16 protein-coding genes are annotated in these 17,913 nt (G+C 67.8%); 10 read left to right on the top strand and 6 right to left on the bottom strand.

Annotation, left to right across the window (positions count from 1 at the left end; all coding sequences use genetic code 11):
* Nucleotides 1-616: 616 nt before the first annotated feature.
* Both QHF84_RS43020 and QHF84_RS43015 read left to right on the top strand, forming a co-directional pair.
* Entirely contained in the window at nucleotides 617-883 is a 267-nt protein-coding gene (locus tag QHF84_RS43020; protein ID WP_281319400.1) for a hypothetical protein, read from the top strand.
* Between the two features lie 689 nt (nucleotides 884-1,572).
* Nucleotides 1,573-1,821, top strand: a complete 249-nt coding sequence (locus QHF84_RS43015; RefSeq protein ID WP_281319399.1) for a hypothetical protein — start codon at nucleotides 1,573-1,575, stop codon at nucleotides 1,819-1,821.
* A 432-nt stretch (nucleotides 1,822-2,253) separates the two neighbouring features.
* On the opposite strand, the gene QHF84_RS43010 is transcribed toward QHF84_RS43015, so the two are convergent.
* On the bottom strand, nucleotides 2,254-2,571 hold the full coding sequence (locus tag QHF84_RS43010; RefSeq protein ID WP_281319398.1) for a peptidase inhibitor family I36 protein: 318 nt from the start codon (nucleotides 2,569-2,571) through the stop codon (nucleotides 2,254-2,256).
* Between the two features lie 240 nt (nucleotides 2,572-2,811).
* Nucleotides 2,812-3,126 carry a peptidase inhibitor family I36 protein gene (locus QHF84_RS43005; RefSeq protein WP_281319397.1) on the bottom strand — a complete coding sequence of 105 codons (315 nt, stop codon included), beginning with the start codon at nucleotides 3,124-3,126 and terminating at the stop codon, nucleotides 2,812-2,814.
* 1,962 nt (nucleotides 3,127-5,088) lie between these two features.
* Between QHF84_RS43005 and QHF84_RS43000 the strand changes: the two genes are divergently transcribed.
* Nucleotides 5,089-5,622, top strand: coding sequence for a hypothetical protein (locus QHF84_RS43000; protein ID WP_281319396.1), 534 nt, complete (start codon nucleotides 5,089-5,091; stop codon nucleotides 5,620-5,622).
* On the opposite strand, the gene QHF84_RS42995 is transcribed toward QHF84_RS43000, so the two are convergent.
* Nucleotides 5,619-6,266: a helix-turn-helix domain-containing protein gene (locus tag QHF84_RS42995; RefSeq protein WP_348652933.1), complete on the bottom strand. Its 648-nt coding sequence runs from the start codon at nucleotides 6,264-6,266 to the stop codon at nucleotides 5,619-5,621. The two genes, QHF84_RS43000 and QHF84_RS42995, sit on opposite strands and share 4 nt — an antisense overlap.
* A 161-nt stretch (nucleotides 6,267-6,427) precedes the next feature.
* On the opposite strand from QHF84_RS42995, the gene QHF84_RS42990 reads away from it, so the two are divergent.
* Nucleotides 6,428-7,624 carry a cytochrome P450 gene (locus QHF84_RS42990; RefSeq protein WP_281319394.1) on the top strand — a complete coding sequence of 399 codons (1,197 nt, stop codon included), beginning with the start codon at nucleotides 6,428-6,430 and terminating at the stop codon, nucleotides 7,622-7,624.
* 79 nt (nucleotides 7,625-7,703) lie between these two features.
* On the opposite strand, the gene QHF84_RS42985 is transcribed toward QHF84_RS42990, so the two are convergent.
* The 3 genes from QHF84_RS42985 to QHF84_RS42975 are packed head-to-tail and all read right to left on the bottom strand — an operon-like array spanning nucleotide 7,704 to nucleotide 11,736.
* On the bottom strand, nucleotides 7,704-9,236 hold the full coding sequence (locus QHF84_RS42985; protein WP_281319393.1) for a hypothetical protein: 1,533 nt from the start codon (nucleotides 9,234-9,236) through the stop codon (nucleotides 7,704-7,706).
* Between the two features lie 32 nt (nucleotides 9,237-9,268).
* Complete coding sequence (locus QHF84_RS42980) at nucleotides 9,269-10,228, bottom strand: hypothetical protein (RefSeq protein ID WP_281319392.1); 960 nt, start codon at nucleotides 10,226-10,228, stop codon at nucleotides 9,269-9,271.
* 8 nt (nucleotides 10,229-10,236) lie between these two features.
* The gene (locus QHF84_RS42975) at nucleotides 10,237-11,736 is read right to left on the bottom strand and encodes a serine/threonine-protein kinase (protein WP_281319391.1); all 1,500 of its coding nucleotides are present in this window, start codon (nucleotides 11,734-11,736) and stop codon (nucleotides 10,237-10,239) included.
* Between the two features lie 371 nt (nucleotides 11,737-12,107).
* Between QHF84_RS42975 and QHF84_RS42970 the strand changes: the two genes are divergently transcribed.
* The 6 genes from QHF84_RS42970 to QHF84_RS42945 all read left to right on the top strand — a co-directional run bounded on the left by QHF84_RS42970 (nucleotide 12,108) and on the right by QHF84_RS42945 (nucleotide 17,872).
* The gene (locus QHF84_RS42970) at nucleotides 12,108-13,142 is read left to right on the top strand and encodes a hypothetical protein (protein WP_281319390.1); all 1,035 of its coding nucleotides are present in this window, start codon (nucleotides 12,108-12,110) and stop codon (nucleotides 13,140-13,142) included.
* 65 nt (nucleotides 13,143-13,207) lie between these two features.
* On the top strand, nucleotides 13,208-14,089 hold the full coding sequence (locus QHF84_RS42965; protein WP_281319389.1) for an aldo/keto reductase: 882 nt from the start codon (nucleotides 13,208-13,210) through the stop codon (nucleotides 14,087-14,089).
* A 24-nt stretch (nucleotides 14,090-14,113) separates the two neighbouring features.
* On the top strand, nucleotides 14,114-14,899 hold the full coding sequence (locus tag QHF84_RS42960; protein WP_281319388.1) for an aldo/keto reductase: 786 nt from the start codon (nucleotides 14,114-14,116) through the stop codon (nucleotides 14,897-14,899).
* 333 nt (nucleotides 14,900-15,232) lie between these two features.
* A complete protein-coding gene (locus QHF84_RS42955; protein WP_281319387.1) occupies nucleotides 15,233-16,873 on the top strand; it encodes a serine/threonine protein kinase in 1,641 nt (546 codons plus the stop codon).
* A gap of 110 nt (nucleotides 16,874-16,983) precedes the next feature.
* Entirely contained in the window at nucleotides 16,984-17,406 is a 423-nt protein-coding gene (locus QHF84_RS42950) for a hypothetical protein (protein WP_281319386.1), read from the top strand.
* A 40-nt stretch (nucleotides 17,407-17,446) separates the two neighbouring features.
* Complete coding sequence (locus QHF84_RS42945) at nucleotides 17,447-17,872, top strand: hypothetical protein (protein WP_281319385.1); 426 nt, start codon at nucleotides 17,447-17,449, stop codon at nucleotides 17,870-17,872.
* The last annotated feature ends 41 nt before the right edge of the window (nucleotides 17,873-17,913 follow it).

Here is a 17,913-nt window from a genome sequence, read left to right as displayed (position 1 = left end):
ACCTTTTTCATGGCTTCCCTCCTCACGGGACCTGCGGGCGTAAAAGAAGCGCTGCCGCCCGTGCTGGATCCATGGTGCAGGCCGGTAGCCCGTCAATCGCGCGCACGTCCGCCCGTGCTCCGGTCCCTCCCGGGAGACATTCTTCCCCGTCCGCGCCCGGAAAGACGCGCTTTGGCTACGCCGCCCGCGGGTCTTCACGCGCCCGACGATCTTGGGGATGGATCTCGCGCCGGCGACGAAGACGGCATTGCCGCGGCTGACGCGGAAGGGAGCGGGGGGAGGTAGGCGGAGAGGTTTTCGCTGTCGATTCCGCTACCGCCTTCGCTGCCGGGGCGCGCCGCAGGGCGATCGGGCTCCTCAGGGGTCGTGCAGCCGGTGAGCGCGAGGGAGAGGAGCAGGGGGGCGCTTGGCGGAATCGATTGGCGTTTCCGTAATATTGAAAGAGGATAGCAAACCGACAGTCCACGACAATCGGGGGCAAAGGCATTTCATCCGATGAGAAGGGCTCCCGACCGGGCAGGCCGTGGCGCAGGAACAGCGTGGGCACGCCATCGCGGAGCGGTGTGGTGAGGGCTCGACGTTGCTCGCCGCGAGGGCGAGTGAGAAGGAGGCGCGGATGAAGACCCTTTACAAAGCGGTTGGTGCCGGAATCTTCGCCATCGCAGCTTGGTCCTCGCTCGCCGGGGTCGCACAGGCGAGCGGAGGGATCGAGAATTGGGTCTTGGAGGGGGGCGGCTGCTATAGCCCCCAACTGGGCGACAACGACTGTAACATTTGCGGCACGTTCCAATGCGTGGCCACCCCCGTCCGCCTGTGTGAAGGCGAATGCGGCACGCACGGTGGGAAGCGGATCCTCTCGAAGTGGGTCGCGCTCATCGAGTGACCTCCCATCACCACGGCCCGAGCGCGCCCGAGCGATCGCGCACGACCCACGCGAGCACGGCCCCGACAATCGGAAAAGGGCGGGACGGCCGCCAAACGGGCGACGATCGAGGAATCCAGCTCGAGGCGCGTGCTCACGTGGACGGGTGAAAGGCGGTAAAATGACCCGGTTCGCTCGGGCGCTTCGGTCGCGGAATGACCGCCTGTTCTTCGCCGGGCCCCGAAAACGCGTTAACCGCACCAGCAATTGAAAGAGCTGATCTTGTCATTCCACTCGAAAAGCCAAGGCGCGTCATCCATGAATACCACCGTCGGGACCCGAAATCGCGGCCCTCGAACACCTGCACGCCGCACCCGGGATCGAACCGCAAAGAGGAGATCCGGCCCTTCCAGTCGTCCCCGACCCAAGCTGTGGGCCCCTCTCCCCACCTCTTCGACGCGCCCCCGTAATTGACGTCCTCGTAAAACGTGACACACGCGTCGGCGCGGGAAGAGGCCGAGACCACGCCCAGCGCGAACAGTCCCACCCATGGCTTTCCGATCATGCTGCACCTCCCCGGCGGAACGCTCCACGCCCCTGGGCATGTCGTTCCGCTCGCAGCGGGGCCCGTCAACCTTCGCCAAGGCGCTTCGGTCGCGAAATGACCGCCTGTTCTTCGCCGGGCAGCTCGTCTCGCTGGTCGGCACGTAATGGCCGTGTACGCGGTGACGTTCATGGGCACGACGCCGATCGGCTCGCTCGGGGCCGGCTGGATCGCCAAGCGCATCGGCGTCCCGACCACGGTCGGCATCGGCGGCGCCGCGAGCGTCTTGGCGGGGCTCGGCTTCGGATGGAAGCTCCCGTCCGTGCGGGCAGGCGCGCGAGAGCTCATTCGAGGGGCCGCCGCCGCATTGAACGAGCTCGCGCAGGCAGGCGAGGGGGATCCGACGGCGCGTTGAGAGGGCCCCGAAAATGCGTCAATCGCACAGGCAAACGTAAGAGCTGATCCTGTCGTTCCACTCTCCGAGCGAATGCGCGGAGCGCGAGAAGATCCACGTCGCGCCATCGAAACCGGCGTTCTCGAACGGCCGAGACCACGCCTAGCGCGAACAGTCCCACCCATGGCTTTCCGATCATGCTGCACCTCCCCGGCGGAGCGCTCCACGCCCCTTGGCATGTCATTGCCCTCGCGGCGGGGGCCCGTCAACCCACGAAGCCGCCCGCTCGCAGGGCGGCGAATCCGGACTTCACGCTTCTCGTCGGCGCCGCGCTACCCCGAAATACCAGCGCGCCTGCCGAGCGCGCCCCAAAGCACCGCCGCCGCGTCGAACGAGCTCGCGCAGGCGGGCGAGGGAGATCCGACGGCGCGTCGAGGCAGCCCCGAAAACACGTCAAAAGCACTTGCAACTGTAAGAGCTGATCGTGTTGTCCCACCCGTCTGGGAGCCTCGCCGTATTGCCTGAGAAGGTCCACCCCGCGCCCCCAAACTCGACGTTCTGGAACACCTCCACGTAGCACGTGGGATCGAGCGTCAAAGAGGAGATCCGGTCGTTCCACTCGCTCGCGATCCAATGATTGTCCCCTATTCCCGCGCTCACCGACGCGCCCTCGTAATTGACGTCCTCGTAAAACGTGACACACGCGTCGGCGCGGGAAGAGGCCGAGACCACGCCCAGCGCGAACAGTCCCACCCATAGCTTTCCGATCATGCTGCACCTCCCCGGCGGAGCGCTCCACGCCCCTTGGCATGTCATTGCCCTCGCGGCGGGGCCCGTCAACCCACGAAGCCGCCCGCTCGCAGGCTTGGCGCTCGGCTTCGGCCTGCGGCTGCCCTCCCTGCGGCAGGCGCGCGAGAGCTCATTCGAGGGGCCGCCGCCGCGTCGAACGAGCTCGCGCAGGCAGGCGAGGGGGATCCGACGGCGACGCGTCGAGAGGGCCCCGAAAACGCGTCAAGGGCACTCGCAAACGAAAGAGCTGATCTTGTCGTTCCACTCGCCGAGCAAAGGCATGTCGTTCCAGTAGGTCTGCGTCGCGCCAGCGAAATTGGCGCCCTCGAACACCTGCACGCCGCACTCGGGATCGAGCAGCCAAGAGGAGATCCGGTCCTTCCACTCGTCCCCGACCCAAGCTCGGCTCCCCTGTCCCGCGCGCATCGACGCGCCCCCGAAATTGACGTCCTCGTAAAACGTGACACAGGCGTCGGCGCGGGAAGAGGCCGAGACCACGCCCAGCGCGAACAGTCCCACCCATAGCTTTCCGATCATGATGCACCTCCCCGGCGGAGCGCTCCACGCCCCTCGGCATGTCGTTGCCCTCGCAGCGGGCCCCGTCAACCCACGAAGCCGCCCGCTCGCAGGGCGGTGAATTCGACATTTTTGCTTCTCGGCGCCGCCGCGCTATCCCGAAATGCCCGCGCGCCGCCCGAGCGCGCCCCAGAGCACCGCCGCCGCGAGCGCAGGCGCGCCGCACGCGACCGCGAGCACCGTCCACACGAGCGGGCCCGACGCGCGCGGGACGTTGTAAACGAGAATTTCACCCTCGAGCAGGAACCGTCGCCCCGCCGCCCCCCGCCGCGGCCGTATCCCCGACTACGGCATGACGCCACCACGGGTGGGACTCGCGCGGAAAGTCGAGCTCGTCATCGAATTCTCTGGCACTGCGGGTGCACGTACGCATCGGCGCCGGCAGACAGCGAGCGCGAGACGTCCACCGAAGGCGGCGCCTCAGGGCTGCTCTCGCCGGTGCGCTTTCGGGAATGGCAGCGAGAGTTGCCCGAGGGGCACACGCTTACGCATCGGCGGTCCACGCGCCGAGAGCCCCGCGCGGGCCAACCCTTCGCGAATCGCATCCGGTGTGAGCGCGACGTTTCGCCACCGCATCGTGCTCGCACACTTCGGACATACTGTGACATCGATGGCGAACACATGTCGCAAAAGCCACGCCCACGGCTTGCGTCGCGCTTTTCCTCCGGTGGCATCATCCCCATCGAAAAGCTCTCCGAATAGAGGCAACTGCAAAGGCGCTCGGGGTGGCGACGTTCGGCGCTGCCGATGACCGTGCCGACGAAACGACTTCTCTTCGCAATGCCGCAGGCGCGAGCACGCCGTGAAACCGCACCATATGAAAACGCGGCGGCGGCACCATCGCGCATACCCGAGCGAGAAAATCGTAGGGATCCAGCACGACGCACCTCGTCAGCGTAGTTCCCACGGTAGCGAACACACTCATTGGCGAAGTTGTACCTCCGGCAATACCTCCTCGGTCAGATGCACAGCGCCATCGTTCATCCGCCGTCCGAGGCATGATGGACTGAACCCACGTCGCTTGCACGAAAATGCGACCAGTCGCTCGAATCCGCACCCTTCGCATTCCACGCGCATGAAGCCGTATTCGAGAATCCCGCAGCGCAGATACTCCTCGACCTCGCGCACGACGAATCGCGGCAAACTCCCAACCGGCTCCACGCGCTCCCGAAACGAGTCCCAATACGAACGCACGACTCGGTAGAGAACCGTCTCCTCAGGTCGATGCCGCTCGTAGCGGTCGCCGTCGCACATGCAGTGCAGAAAGCGAACCGGAAGGCCCCACGCACGTCCCCCAAGGGACTCGCTCAGCCCTCAGTCTCCTCCTGAGCGAATATTGTTCGATACATATTTCAAGATATTGCGCGAAGAGCTCGGCTCAAGCCTGCCGACGTTGATTCCGCAAGTCTACTTGCATTATGACCCGTACACGGTCAAGGAGCTTCGGGCCGGCCGTCACCTTGTTCGACAGCGCATGGACTTTTTACTGCTTTTCTCACACCACGAACGCGTGGTGATCGAAATCGACGGCGTCCAGCACTATTCATACAGCAAAGGAGTTGCGAGTCCCGAGAAATACGCCGAGATGGTTGCCGCAGATCGGGGGCTGAGACTTGCTGGGTACGAAATTTATCGCTTCGGCGGGGCGGAATTTGGTGATCCCACAGCTTGCGAGAGCTTTTTCCGACAGCTTTTCCGAAAGCACGGGCTTAGGTGCAGCCGCCCATAGCGGACGCCGAACGAGCGGTCAGGTGACATTCCTGCCGATGGCCAGGCGCGAGACGGGGCGTTCCGAGGGCCCGAAAAACGGCGCTTCACGGGCGACAAATCCAATCCCCGCCGCCCCGGCGCCAGAGCCCTGCCGCTCGCTCGATCGACGCGCGTCCCTCGTGCTATAGGGCCGCCCGCTGGAGGCATTCCGGGATGGCGAAACCATCGAACGCGCAGAAGGGACTGAAGATCGCCGCCGAGGTCGTTGCTGGGAAGCGGGACTGCGCCGATCTGGGGCATGGCATCACGGTTGGCGAGCCGATCTCCGGCGAGGAGGCCAAACGGATGCTCCTCCAAGAGCTCGAGGACCAACATGGGGCCGACAAAACGCTGGCGGCGCATCTCCGGGCCGCCGAGGCCCTCTGGTCGAAGATGGCAGCCGAAGGGGTGGAGGAAGGCACACGAGGTCGATTCGAAGCGCTCTTCGTCTCGAGCGATCGTGCGTCGGCCGAATCCCTCGCCGCCGAGCTTGGAGGTGACGAGGACTGGGAGGCCAACGTCTCGGAGGACGGCGCCGGACAGCTCCGCGTCGAGGTCGTCACCCGACCTCTCGTCCGCGGCCCTGAAGTCGTGGTCGAGCTCGCGAACCAGATGGTCATCCACGCCCGTGAATTCGGCTGCGAGTTCGTCTCCATTCAGCCGACGACCCCGAAGGCCCGGCGTCCCTGGTGGCGATTCTGGTCCTAATCCCGAGCCGATCGCGCTCGAGCCCGAGGAGAACGTGGAGGCACCGTTTCGAGCCGGCGCTGGCCTCGGTGTTTTGGGCGGGGACGGCCGAGCAGACGCCTGCCTGCGTCGAGCAGGTGCTTTCGCAGGGTGTCGGCGTCGACGGCCGCGAACTCGGGAGCGCCGCCGGCCATCGCGAGTCCTGCGGACATGACGTGCACCGTGATCACATCGGCGAGATTCGGCTCGGCGCCGGCGAAGACCTTTCGCAGCTTGGTTTTGAGGTCCTCGTCCCTCGGCGCCTGCAATGTCCGGTTGATGAGACGCTTGAGCCCGGGGTCGCTGTTGAACAGTCCTATCAGCGTACGCTCGCGGACGATGAGATCGACGAACCCGCCGAGCGCGTGATCGATCTGCGCGCCTCGGCTCCGTTTCGTGCGCGCTTCGTCGAGGATCTGGTCCATCTCCTGCAAGGCGGGTCCGACCACGGCCTCGGCGATCTCGTCCTTCGACTTGAAGTGATAATACAGCGCGGCCTTCGTGACGCCGAGCTCGTCGGCGATCATCTGCATCGACGTGCCCTCCATCCCGTGTTCGCCGAACAGCTTCAGCGCGGTGGTGAGCAGTCGTGACCTGGTGTCGTGGACAGCGGTGCCGGCAGTCATGGCCCTCCTCGCGGGAACCGAGACAGTACCCCGGTCCTCGCCGTGCGGCATGCTTTCCGTTCGGCCCATCCAGCTTACCGTTTGGTAAGCCACGTCCTGACCGTTCGGCTTGCCACAAACTTACCGATCGGTTAGTGTGGATCCCGAACCGAGGAGGAACCATGACTGCCGATGCCATTCCGCTCGCCATCACCAGGACCTGCCCGTACGCGCCGCCTGCGCAGCATCAACAGCTCCGCAAGGAGGCTCCCATCGCCAAGGTGAAGCTGCCCTCGGGCGCGACGGCTTGGGCTGTCACGAGGCACGAGGACATTCGAACGGTCCTGTCCGATCCACGGTTCAGCGCCAGCCGGCGCAATCCCGGCTTCCCCCACCTGACCGCAGAACCGCCGCAGGCCTTGAGCGCCAAGCCGTTCCTGATCGAAATGGACGGGCAAGAGCACGCGTCGGCACGAAGGGCCGTGGTCGGCGAATTCTCCGTCAAGCGGATCGCCGCGCTCGCGCCGCGCATCCAGCAGATCGTGGACCAGTACATCGACGCCATGCTGGCCGGGCCCCGCCCGGTCGACCTGGTGCAGGCGTTGTCCCTGCCCGTGCCATCGCTCGTGATCTGCGAGCTGCTCGGCGTGCCGTACGATGACCACGAGTTTTTCCAGGCACGCTCCTCGAAGCTGGTGGCTCGTACGTCGTCGCTCGAAGAAAAGGCGGTCGCCTTCTTCGAGCTCGTGGGGTATCTGAACAAGCTCGTGACCGACAAGGAAGAGAATCCGACCGACGACTTGCTCGGCCGCCAGATCGTCAAGCTGCGCGAAGAGGGCGCCTACGATCACGAGGCCATGCTCAACCTGGCCTTCATCCTCTTGATCGCGGGCCACGAGACCACCGCGAACATGATCTCGCTGAGCACGCTGATGCTGCTGAAGAATCCCGAAAAGCTCGCGATCCTTCGGCAAGATCCCGAAAAGACCCCGGCGGCCGTCGAGGAGCTCTTGCGTTACTTCACCATTGCGGATGGCGGCCTCGCTCGGGTCGCCACCGAAGACGTGGAGCTCGGGGGGATGCACATCCGGGCCGGGGAAGGCGTCGTCCTGCTGGCCAACATCGGCAATCGTGATCCGGAGGTCTTCGAGAACGGGGACGATCTCGACGTCGAACGTGGCGCCCGGAACCACGTCGCCTTTGGCTTCGGCCCGCATCAGTGCCTCGGTCAGAACCTGGCCCGGCTCGAGCTGCAAATCGTCATCGATACGCTCTTCCGGCGAATCCCCGAGCTACGCCCCGCCGTGCCCGAGGAGGAGCTGTCCTACAAGGAAAACTCCACCGTGTACGGCATGCACGAGTTCCCGGTCACCTGGTGATTCCCGGCGTCCGGGGCGGGGTTTCAGGGGCGATCCATCCAATCCCGGGAGCTCCTCCCGCCGCCCCCGTGGGAGGGGCTCAGGGGCGGAACACGGCGACGAACGCGTCGGACGCCATCACGTCCGGGTTCATGCTGGCGATTTCGGCCGTCTCCGCCTCGAACTTGACGACACCACGATACATCCCCGCAATGGCGATGTTGCCGAGCGCGTCCGTCCCGACGGCCTCTGCGTGCTGATAGTCCTCCGCGAGGAAACGCGGGGTGTTGATGGCGGCTCCCTCGGCCGAGAACTTCGCAAGGAAGATGTCTTCGTCGCTGCCCGGCTTGAGGCCGACGCCGAAGTTCACGGCGCCCACGATCGAGCCCGTGAGCACGACGTGGCCCCCGCTGTCCGCGGCCACCGCGGGCTTGGCCTCGGCCAGGTTCGTCCCGAACCCGAGCGACCATACCGCCGCGCCCCCGGCAGAGAGGCGCGCGAGGAACAGGTCGGTCGCTCCCTGCGACTGGATCGAATTTCCCATCGCGGGGTCCGCGAACGCGAGCCCGCCCTCGAACGTCCCGGCGAGGAACAACCCGCCCCCCGGGGCGAGCGCCATCGAGGTCAGGAGTCGATTGCCCTCGCCCTGCGCGCTGCCGAACGACCTCGACCACGCGAGCTCGTTCGACGCGTCGAACGAGAGCACGAACAGGTCATTGCCGCCCGTGCTCTGCAGGACGCCGGTCCCCGTCTGGAGCAACGTGCCCTGGAACGACCCGCCCACGAAAAACCCTCCGCCCGGCGCCGCGACGACCGCGGTCGCGGCCTGATTGAGCGAATTGCCGTCCACGTCGCCGAAGGACCGGCTGAACGTCGGCTGGCCGCTCGCATCGAATTTGACCACGAACACGTCGGTGCCGCCCACGCTGAGGAGCTGGTCGGTGCTCGATCCGAAATCGAGCGCGCCCGCGAAGCCGCCCGCGACGATGATCTCGTTCTTGCTCGAAACCGCGAGCGCGGCGGCCGTCTGCGCCATCGGCCCGCCGTATTGCTTGCTCCACACGTCCTTGCCGTTCGCGTCGAGCTTCACCACGTAAATGTCCGCCGCGCCCTCGCTCGTCAGCGTCTTCGGGCCGACCTCCATGGATCCATCGAACGAGCCGGCGAGGATGACGTTGTCCGCGGCATCGACCGCGATACCGGAGACCTCCTGCACGCCGGGACCGCCGAGGTGCCGCTGCCAGAGCACCTTGCCGCTCCGGTCGAGCTTCACCACGAAGACGTCGTCGTCTCCCTTCGAGCTGAACGTCTCGCCGACGTCGATGTCGCCCTGGAACGTGCCCGCGACGATGATGTGGGAGGCATGATCGAAGACGACCGCGCGCCCCGCCTGCGCGCCCATGCTGCCGAACGCGCGTGCCGAGAGGCCGTCCGTCGAGCAACGAGGGATGCCGTCGCAGTTCTCGTCGATCGTCTCCGTCTCGCAGTTCTCGGGGCCGGCGACGATGGCGTCCGCGCAGGCCCGGTCGTACGCGAAATCGTCGATGCCCGTCGCGGCATTGCAGCCGGGCACCGTCGCGCCCCCGAGCGCGCTCGTCAGCGCCATGATCCCGAGCCTCGCGCGTGTCAGCATGCCCCAATCCTCCTCGTGGGTCTCGCGGCGCCCTAGAAGGCGCCCTCCACCCGCATCGTGCCGAGCCCCACCTGCACCCGCAGCACGCCCGTCCCCGCCGCCTCATCCGCCGGCGCACGGCCGAACGGCCGAACGAGCGCGAGCGCCACGCCTGCGCCGACGAGCGCGGTCCCCAGGACGAACCCCACCGTCGACGCCGTCCCGAGCGCGCGCGCCGAATCGCCGACCGGACGATCCGCGGGCAAGCAATGTTTGGCGGGGCAACGCTCCTCGAGCTCGCTCACCTTGGAGAGCGCGATCGCGCCCGTCACGATCCCGATGCCGAGCCCGAGGCCCCCCGCGCCGAACGCGGCGATCGCCGGATAAAGCGGCCCTTGCCAGCGGAGCGAGAGCGAGACGTTCAGCCGATCGCCCTCGCTCGTCGTCACCCGCTTCACGTCGGAGACGAGCCCCCGCCCCGTGGCCTCGATGGTATGGGTGCCCGGATTGACCAGGATGGGATCCGCGAGCAATGCGGACTCGATCGTCTTCCCGTCGATCGTGACCTGCACGCGTGTCGTATCCGGGCTCGTGATCGAGAGCCGTACCGACGGAATGCGTTGAAGCAGGCTCGACTTCTCGGTCTCGGCGCTCGTGCGTGCGTCGCGGAATGCGGCCGGCGACGTGTTCGTGATGAGCGGGTCCGTGAGGATCTCGTCGTACGCCTTGTGCGCCTCGACCAGCTTCCCCAGCTTGTCGTACGCGCGCGCGACGTAGAGCACGTGCGGCGGCGCGTGCACGAGCGCCTCGGCCTGGCGGAATTGCTCGATCGAATCGGCGTATCGGCCGGCGTCGAAGAGATCGGCCGCCTTGCTCGCGAGCGAGCGCGCGGCGTTTCGATCGGCGATCGTGGGCTCCGCCGCGGCAGGCGCAGGAGCGAAGCAGAGAGCTGCGGCGCAAGCGACGACCGCGGCGCGTCGCAGGTACGTTTCGGAGCAGAGGCCTCTTTGCACGGACCCTCTCAATAACCGAAGTTGCGTTGCTTCTTGACCGGACCGGTGCGTACGGGGGCGACACCGGCGTCCTCCACCACGCCCGCCTCGGCGTCTGCTTCCACCTTCGGCTCCGGAGGCTTCGGCGAGGTCGCGGCGGAGGCCGCCGAGACCTTCACCGCCGGGATGGCCTTCGACAGCCCGCGCTCGGCGAGGATCGGCGTGTCCGTGGAGCGGGCCTCGGACGTCCCCTTCGGCGAATTGAAAGCAATGAACAGGACGGCGATGACGACGACCGCCGGGCCCACCGCGATCGCGGCCAGACGCGCCGGGGTCATGGGCCTCGGCGCGAGCGGATGCACCCGCGCGATCGTCGTGCCCGGCAGCGTGCTCGTCTGCATCTCCGCGGGTGCAGGCGACGGCACGCTCGCCGGCACGAACGGCGCCGGCCCGGGGGGAGGTCCGAACAGGACCGGCGGCGGCGGCGCGCCGGGCGGGGGCGTCGCGACCCGCGAGGCGGCGCCCGGCGGCGGTGCCGGCGCTGCTTGCGGAGGGGGCGGCAGCGGAGGGGCGGCGATCGGGACGTCCGCGTCCGCCGGCGGCCGGATCTGCGGCATCGAGCCCGGGCTCGTGGTCATCAGGCGACCGAGGCTCGGCATCAGCTCGCCTGGGTACAGCCGGCCCACGATGGCCGCGAAATCCGAGGCCATCTCGACCACGTTCCGATACCGCTTCTCGGGGTCCTTCGCGAGCGCGCGCTCGAAGAATGCATCGATTTCGGGCGTCACATCCGGCACGATCGACGACGGCGGCGCCGCGGGCTCGACGCAAATCTTCACCACGAGGTCCCCCACCTGATCCCCGCGGAACGGCAGGACCCCTGTGATGCAACGATACGCGACGACCCCGACGGACCAGATGTCGCTGCGCGGATCGATGTTCTTCACCCCCCGCGCTTGCTCCGGGCTCATGTACTGCGGCGAGCCCATGACCACGCCGCTCTGCGTGACCTCGTCGGCCACATCCGAGACGAATGCCTTCGCGAGGCCGAAATCGAGGATCTTGACGATCTCCTCGTCCTCGACCTGGGCCATGAAGATGTTGCCGGGCTTGAGGTCGCGGTGCACGATCCCGAGCTCGTGCGCGCGCCGGAGCCCGCGCGCGAGTTGCAGCAGGATCGAGGCGACCTGCCGGAGCGAGAGCCGCCGCTCCCGCCGCAGCCGAGCGCCGAGATCCTCGCCCTGCAGGAGCTCCATCACGATATACGGCAGATCGCCGTCGACCCCGTGATCGAAGATCTGCACGATGTTCGGGTTGCGAAGCTGCGCGGCCGCGCGCGCCTCCCGCTCGAACCGCGCGCGCGCGTCGCCGGCCGCCGTCTTCGCCGGATCGATGAACTTGATCGCGATCGGGACGTCGAGCTGCAGGTGCCGCCCGACGAACACCGAGCCCATGCCGCCGCGCGCGAGCTCGTGGGACAGCAGGTACTTGCCGCCCGCGATCACCGCCCCCGGCGCCAGACGCGTCATCCTGTACCTCCCCCGTCACTGCGGTGGCGCTTGCTGGAAGTTCGTGGTTGCGCGTCGCTCGGGCGAAGCATGGCGGAGCCGAAACGCCGTGGACGATATCACGGCTCACGCCCTCACGTCTCGAAAACCGCGGGCCGACCGTAGGTTCCCCCGCAGACTGCGCCGTGGTTCATCTCACCGATTCACGCTCCAAACCTGCCCGGCTCCCTTCTCCTCGACGAAAAGGATTGATTGGAAGACGGGGTTATGCATCGCGCGGGGCGCTTCGCTGAAGAAACCTACGCGCGGGGCGGACGTGGGCGACAAAGCCGAGATTCCGGGAACTCTCCTCGCATCCAAGGCGTCTGAGCCCTCCCGCGAGGTACCGCCCCATGCTCCAGCCAAACGCCCCTGCCCCCGCCTCCGTCGCCGCCCCCGCCTCCGCTTCCGCTCCCGCTTCCATCGCCGCCCCCACTTCCGTCGCCGCCTCCGCTCCCGGCCGCGTCCCTCGCCTCTCGCTCCCGTACGCCGTCCTCGGCGCCGTCGGCGGATGGATGGCCGCCGACTTCTTCCGCGTCGGCGCCCTCAAGCTCATGGACGCCGGCCTCCGCCCTGCGTTCGTCGTCGTCACCCCGCTCTGCGCCCTCCTCCTCGGCGTCCTCGTCCAGCCCACCGTCCACTGGCCTCGCCGCGCCGCTGCGTTCTTCGCGGCCGCCGTGGGCGTCCTCTCGGCCGGGCTCATTGGCGGAGCGCTCATCGGCGTGATGCGCTGGTCGCGCTGGGGCCTCGGCGAGGGCGCCGCGACCGGATTCGTCTGCGCGCTCGGGTTCTTGCCCGCCTTCGCCCTCGTCCTCGCCGCCGCCCGCCGCGTCGGCCGCGCCCGCCCTGGATCCCTCGTCGATCGCGCCGATCGCCGCGCCGTCTGGCTCGCCGTCGCCGTCAGCGTCGCCCTCGGCACCCTCGCCGCCCTGCCCGATTGGAACGTCTTCCCCACCGGCGTCCGCCCCTCCCTCGAGGTCTCGCGCACCCTCGGCCTCGCCGCCGTCGCCGCCATCTTCGCGCTTTGCCTCGGCGACGCCGTGGCCCTCGTGCGGGCGCTCCGCGTCGAGCGCCTCCTGCCTGCCATGCGCGCGGCGTCCGGCGACGACCCGCGTGTCGCCTGGTCGCCGCGCAAGCTCGACCTCGGCCTCGGCGCGGAGACGCGGGCGTCCGTGCTCTCGGCCGCTGTCGTTTATCGCGAGCACGACCGCGTCCTTGCCGTCGTCCACGGCAATCCGCGGGACGCGCGCCGCGCCCTCCTCGGCGCGTTCGCCTGCGGCGTCGTCGCCCTCGGCATCGGCGGCGCTTGCGTCGGCCTCACGGGCGCGCGCACCGCGAGCGCCGCCGACGCGAACGAGCCCGCTCGGATCGCCGCCGAAGCACGATAATCCCCTGTGCACCCGGCTTGCATTTCCCCGATCCTCCGTGCGACCTTCGCGCCGGAGGATCTTGCATGCCGGAATCCTTTTCTCCCGTTCGCCTCGGCCGTAGCAATCTCGAAGTCGTCCCCCTCGGGCTCGCGTCGGCTTATGGCGCCAAGGGGAGCGACGTCGAGTACGCCTTCGAGCGCGGGATGGACTTCTTTTACTGGGGCTCGTACCGCTCGCCGGATTTCGGCGAAGGCTTGAAGCGCCTTGGAAAACGCTCGCGCGAGCGGATGAAGGTCGTCGTCCAGAGCTACTCGCGTTCGCCGTCCGGCATCGGCAAATCGCTCGAAAAGGCGCTGCGCCAGCTCGAAATGGATCACGCGGACGTCTTGCTCCTCGGCTGGTGGAACCTCCCGCCGAAGGACACGATCCTCGACGCCGCCGCGGATCTCGTGCGCCGGGGCCGCGCGCGCTCGGTCATGGTTTCCTGCCACAACCGCCCCGCGTTCAAGCGCCTCGCCCGCGACCCGCGCATCGACCTCCTGATGATCCGTTACAACGCGGCGCACCCCGGCGCGGACAAGGATGTGTTTCCGCATCTCCCGGATCCTGCCCCTGGAATCGTCACCTACACCTCGACCTCGTGGGGCCAGCTCCTCGATCGCAAGCTCGTCCCCGCCGACGAGCGCCTGCCGCGCGCCGCGGATTGTTACCGATTCGCCCTCTCGAACCCGAACATCGGCGCGTGCTGGGCGGGCGCGAAGGACCAGGCGCAAATCGACGAGGCCTTGAAGGCGCTCGAAGAGGGCCCGATGAGCGAGGAGGAGCTCGCGTGGATGCGGCGGATCGGCGCGCGGGTGCGGGAGACGTCGAAGCTGACGGCGCGCGGGATGGGGATCGCGGATCGGCTGGTCAACCTCTACTCGGGTTTTGGTTTTCGCACGACGACGGAGCTCGGCGAAGGCTGACGCAATGGTGATACCGTGGACGACATGAACGACTGGCTTTACAGGACCCCCTCGGCGCTGCACGGCAAGCGCGCGTTTCGGCTCGGCCTCGCGGCGAATTACGGTATCGACGAGGACGGCGTCCGCGCCGCGATCGATCGCGGGGTGAACGTCTTCTTGTGGACCTCGCGGAACAAGGGGATGCGCGCGCCCGTCAAGGCGGCGATGGGCGCGCGGCGCGACGAGGTATCGGTGATCGGCTACGCGCAGATCGGCTGGTTCGGCTGGGGCGTGCGCTCGGGCGCGGAGAAGCTCCTGCGCGAGCTCGGCACGGATCACCTCGACGTGTACTTGCTTGGCTGGCTGGGCACGAGCTCCGCGTGGACGGAGGCGACGCAAAAAGAGCTCCTCCATTTGCGCGAGAGCGGCAAGGTCCGCGCGATCGGCGTGAGCATCCACGACCGGCCGCGCGCGGGCAGGCTCGCGGCCGACTCGCCGCTCGACCTCTTGATGATCCGGTACAACGCGGCGCACCCGGGCGCCGAGCGCGACATTTTCCCGCACGTGAAGGAGCATTCCCCGTCGGTGCTCGCGTACACGGCGACGGCGTGGCGCAAGCTCCTCTCGCGCCCGAAGGGCTGGGACGGGCCGGTCATGAGCGCAGGCGATTGTTATCGGTTCCAGCTTTCGAGCCCGCACGTGGACATGGCGCTGACGGGCCCGAAGACCCGCGCCGAGCTCGAAGAGAACCTCGCTGCGCTCGAAAAAGGGCCGCTCACCGAGGACGAGATGAAGTGGATGCGGGAGTTCGGGCGGAAGGTGCACGGGTAGACGGCCGCGTCGTCGCCACTCCGTGCGTCCCCGGCCGCGTGCCCGTGCGAGCCACCCGCCAGCGCGGACGGGGGGCCCACGGCTGACGTGTGGACCACCCGTCACCTCGACGGGTGGATCTTCGAGCACGTGCGAGCCACCCGTCAACGTGGACGGGTGGATCTCTGACCGCGTCCGAGCCCACCGCAGTCGCGCCGAGCGGTTTCCCACCGCGTCCGAGCCCTCGCGCGACGCCCCGAAGCTTGACTTCGCTGGCAACTGGCCGTTTACTGCAACGGAAAATCGTTTGCATGCCAACATGCGGACGATGGATCGTTGTCGAGGGAGCGGGTCGTGTCGTCTGATCTGGCAGCCGGGGCCATTTTCGCCGGGCGTTATCGCATCGAGCGTCGTATCGCCGAAGGGGGCATGGGGGCGGTGTACGAGGTCGTCCACCTGGAGACGAACCGCCGCCGCGCGCTGAAGGTCATGCACGCGAAATTCGTGCAGAGCGACGACCTGCGCGGACGCTTCCGGCAAGAAGCGCGTGTCGCCGCGGAGATCGAGAGCGAATACATCGTCGACGTCTTCGATGCAGGCATCGATGACGCGACCGGAATGCCCTTCCTGGTCATGGAGCTCTTGCGTGGCGAGGAGCTCGGCAAACGGCTGCGCCGCACGGGCCCCTTGCCCCCGGCGGAGGTTCTCGCGTACCTGCATCAGACCTCGCTCGCCCTCGACAAGACGCACCGCGCGCGCATCATCCACCGCGATCTCAAGCCCGACAATCTGTTCCTCTGCGAGCGCGAGGATGGCCTCCCGCGCATCAAGGTACTCGATTTCGGCATCGCCAAGATCGTGGCCGCCGGCGCCACGGCGGCAGGCGCGACGCAATCGCTCGGCACCCCACTCTACATGGCGCCCGAGCAGTTCTTGATGGAATCGTCGGTCTCGCCCGGGACCGACATCTTCGCGCTGGGGATGATCACGTTCACGCTGCTCGTGGGCAAACCCTACTGGCACGAGGAGTCGCGACAAGGCGCGAACGTCTTCGCCTTCGCAGCGCAGGCGGCACTCGGCCCACGCGAGGCAGCGACGACACGGGCCGCCCGGCTCGGCACGAGCCTGCCACCCGCATTCGACGATTGGTTCGCACGCGCGACGGCGAAGGCGCCCACCGAGAGGTTCCCATCGGCCACGAGCGCCGTGAAGGCGCTCGCCGAGGCGCTCGGCTTGCCGCAGCCGGGACACGTCGCCCTCGGCGCCTCGCCGCCGACTTCGAATTCGCGGCCGGCGTTCCCCTCGCACCCGCCCCACGTGGAGAGCGCCCCCGTGGCAGCGCAGGCAACGGTGCCGATGGGACCGATGCGCGGGCCGACGCCGAGCGGTGCGGAGCCCGACGCGGGGGCACCCGCCGGACATCCTGGGGCGGCGATGGGCCCGGTCCCGACACCGCTCGGGAGCGGCATCACCGCGGCACCGGCGACGCGTTCATCGCGGCCCACGGGGCTCATCGCCGCAGGTGCGGGGCTCGCGTGTCTGCTGGTCGCGGTGGTCCTCTTCGTGGTGGTCTCGGGGATCGAACAAACCGAAACGCCCCGCGCGGCCACGTCAGCGCCGGTATCCGAGGAGTCGGCCGTGGCGAGCGCCGCGAAAGACGTTCCCCCGCAGGCCGATCGACCCGACCAGGTTGCGGGCGTCGCGTCGACGACGCCTCCACCGCAGCAGGAGGGAGCCGTGAATGCAACGCCTGAGCCGACCGGCGGCCCCGTGAACGGCGAGACCTCGGGGAAGACTGCGCCGACGACGACGAATTCGAGGGTCTTCACGAACGAGGACGAATCCGCGATGCGCAAGCAGCTCGAGCCGAAGGTCTGGTCCGGCCGGGCAACCGAGCAGGAAATCAGGCTGCTCATCGCCATTTGCAAGCACCAGCGCGACCAGGGATGCAGGGATCGCGCGGTTGCAATGCTCAAGCAGAAGCAAGGCACCTGAAGATGGGCACGTGATCGGCTTGACGATCTCCACAAGTGCTGGCTCCGGCGCCTGCGTCGAACCTTCTTCCCCTTGCCCTCCACCTCCCGCCCCTTTACGTTCCCCGCCCAATGCCCCCTTCCGCCCGCGGTGAAAGCCACGTCCTCACCCGCGAACCCGATCTCCTCATCGGCCACTTCATCGGTCACGTCGGCGTGGACGACATGCAGCGCGTCCTCGACATCCAGCGCAGTTTCTCCGAAGGCAAGCCCGGCATCTTCTTGCTCGCCAACGTCGAGCGCATGGAAACCGTCACGCCCGAAGCGCGCCGCCTCGCCTCCGAGGCGCCCAGCGCAGGCGACGCCGCCGTGCCCATCCTCGGCGCCGCCCTCGTCGGCGCACGTTTTCACGCCCGTATCCTCGGCGCCATGATCTTCCGCGCATCCCGCATGTTGAACCGCGGCCTCCACTTCCACGTCCGCTTCTTCGATACCGAAACCGCAGCCCTCGCCTGGTTCGACGAGCTCCGCCGCAACCGCCGCCCCGCCGGCTGAATCCCCCTCCCCTCCCCGCCGATACGCTCCCCCCCTCGAAATGCCCCCTGCCCTCGAAGAAAACGAAATCCTCACCGAGGAGCCCGATCTCGTCCTCATTCATTTCCGCGGCCATGTCAGCGCAGACGAGGCGAGGCGCCTCTACGACACCCAGCTCCGTTTCTCCAAAGGCAAACCGCACCTCTTCCTCATCCTCGACGTCGAGGAATTCGGAGAAATGCCCGCCGAAGCACGCCGCGTCGTCATCAACGGTCCCAAGGACCGAACGCCCGTCGCCCCCATCCTCGGCTGCGCCTTCATCGGCGCAAATTTCCACACCCGCGTCCTCGGCACCATGATCTTCCGCGCCGCGCGCCTCCTCCGCGGCGTGAACACCTTCCCCGTCCACTTCTGCGATACCGAAGCCGAAGCCCGCGCCTTCATCGACACACTCCGCCGCAAGATTGACGTCAACGCCCAGCACTGACGCGTCAGCGCCGGGGTTTCCACCCCGGACCCCGACCAGGG

Origin of the sequence: Polyangium sp. y55x31 (assembly GCF_029946505.1) — a bacterium.
Taxonomy (GTDB): Bacteria; Myxococcota_A; Polyangia; order Polyangiales; family Polyangiaceae; genus Polyangium.
The sequence above is the reverse complement of the archived record's forward strand: the minus strand, read 5'-3'. Positions and strand labels throughout refer to the sequence as shown.

Excerpts from the sequence above, each read along its gene's own strand:
- QHF84_RS42995 (WP_348652933.1), bottom strand. The coding sequence starts at position 6,266 with ATGACTGCCGGCACCGCTGTCCACGACACCAGGTCACGACTGCTCACC.
- QHF84_RS42950 (WP_281319386.1), top strand. The coding sequence starts at position 16,984 with ATGCCCCCTTCCGCCCGCGGTGAAAGCCACGTCCTCACCCGCGAACCC.
- QHF84_RS43000 (WP_281319396.1), top strand. The coding sequence starts at position 5,089 with ATGGCGAAACCATCGAACGCGCAGAAGGGACTGAAGATCGCCGCCGAG.
- QHF84_RS43015 (WP_281319399.1), top strand. The coding sequence starts at position 1,573 with ATGGCCGTGTACGCGGTGACGTTCATGGGCACGACGCCGATCGGCTCG.
- QHF84_RS42965 (WP_281319389.1), top strand. The coding sequence starts at position 13,208 with ATGCCGGAATCCTTTTCTCCCGTTCGCCTCGGCCGTAGCAATCTCGAA.
- QHF84_RS43010 (WP_281319398.1), bottom strand. The coding sequence starts at position 2,571 with ATGATCGGAAAGCTATGGGTGGGACTGTTCGCGCTGGGCGTGGTCTCG.
- QHF84_RS43020 (WP_281319400.1), top strand. The coding sequence starts at position 617 with ATGAAGACCCTTTACAAAGCGGTTGGTGCCGGAATCTTCGCCATCGCA.
- QHF84_RS42975 (WP_281319391.1), bottom strand. The coding sequence starts at position 11,736 with ATGACGCGTCTGGCGCCGGGGGCGGTGATCGCGGGCGGCAAGTACCTG.
- QHF84_RS43005 (WP_281319397.1), bottom strand. The coding sequence starts at position 3,126 with ATGATCGGAAAGCTATGGGTGGGACTGTTCGCGCTGGGCGTGGTCTCG.
- QHF84_RS42960 (WP_281319388.1), top strand. The coding sequence starts at position 14,114 with ATGAACGACTGGCTTTACAGGACCCCCTCGGCGCTGCACGGCAAGCGC.
- QHF84_RS42990 (WP_281319394.1), top strand. The coding sequence starts at position 6,428 with ATGACTGCCGATGCCATTCCGCTCGCCATCACCAGGACCTGCCCGTAC.
- QHF84_RS42970 (WP_281319390.1), top strand. The coding sequence starts at position 12,108 with ATGCTCCAGCCAAACGCCCCTGCCCCCGCCTCCGTCGCCGCCCCCGCC.
- QHF84_RS42985 (WP_281319393.1), bottom strand. The coding sequence starts at position 9,236 with ATGCTGACACGCGCGAGGCTCGGGATCATGGCGCTGACGAGCGCGCTC.
- QHF84_RS42945 (WP_281319385.1), top strand. The coding sequence starts at position 17,447 with ATGCCCCCTGCCCTCGAAGAAAACGAAATCCTCACCGAGGAGCCCGAT.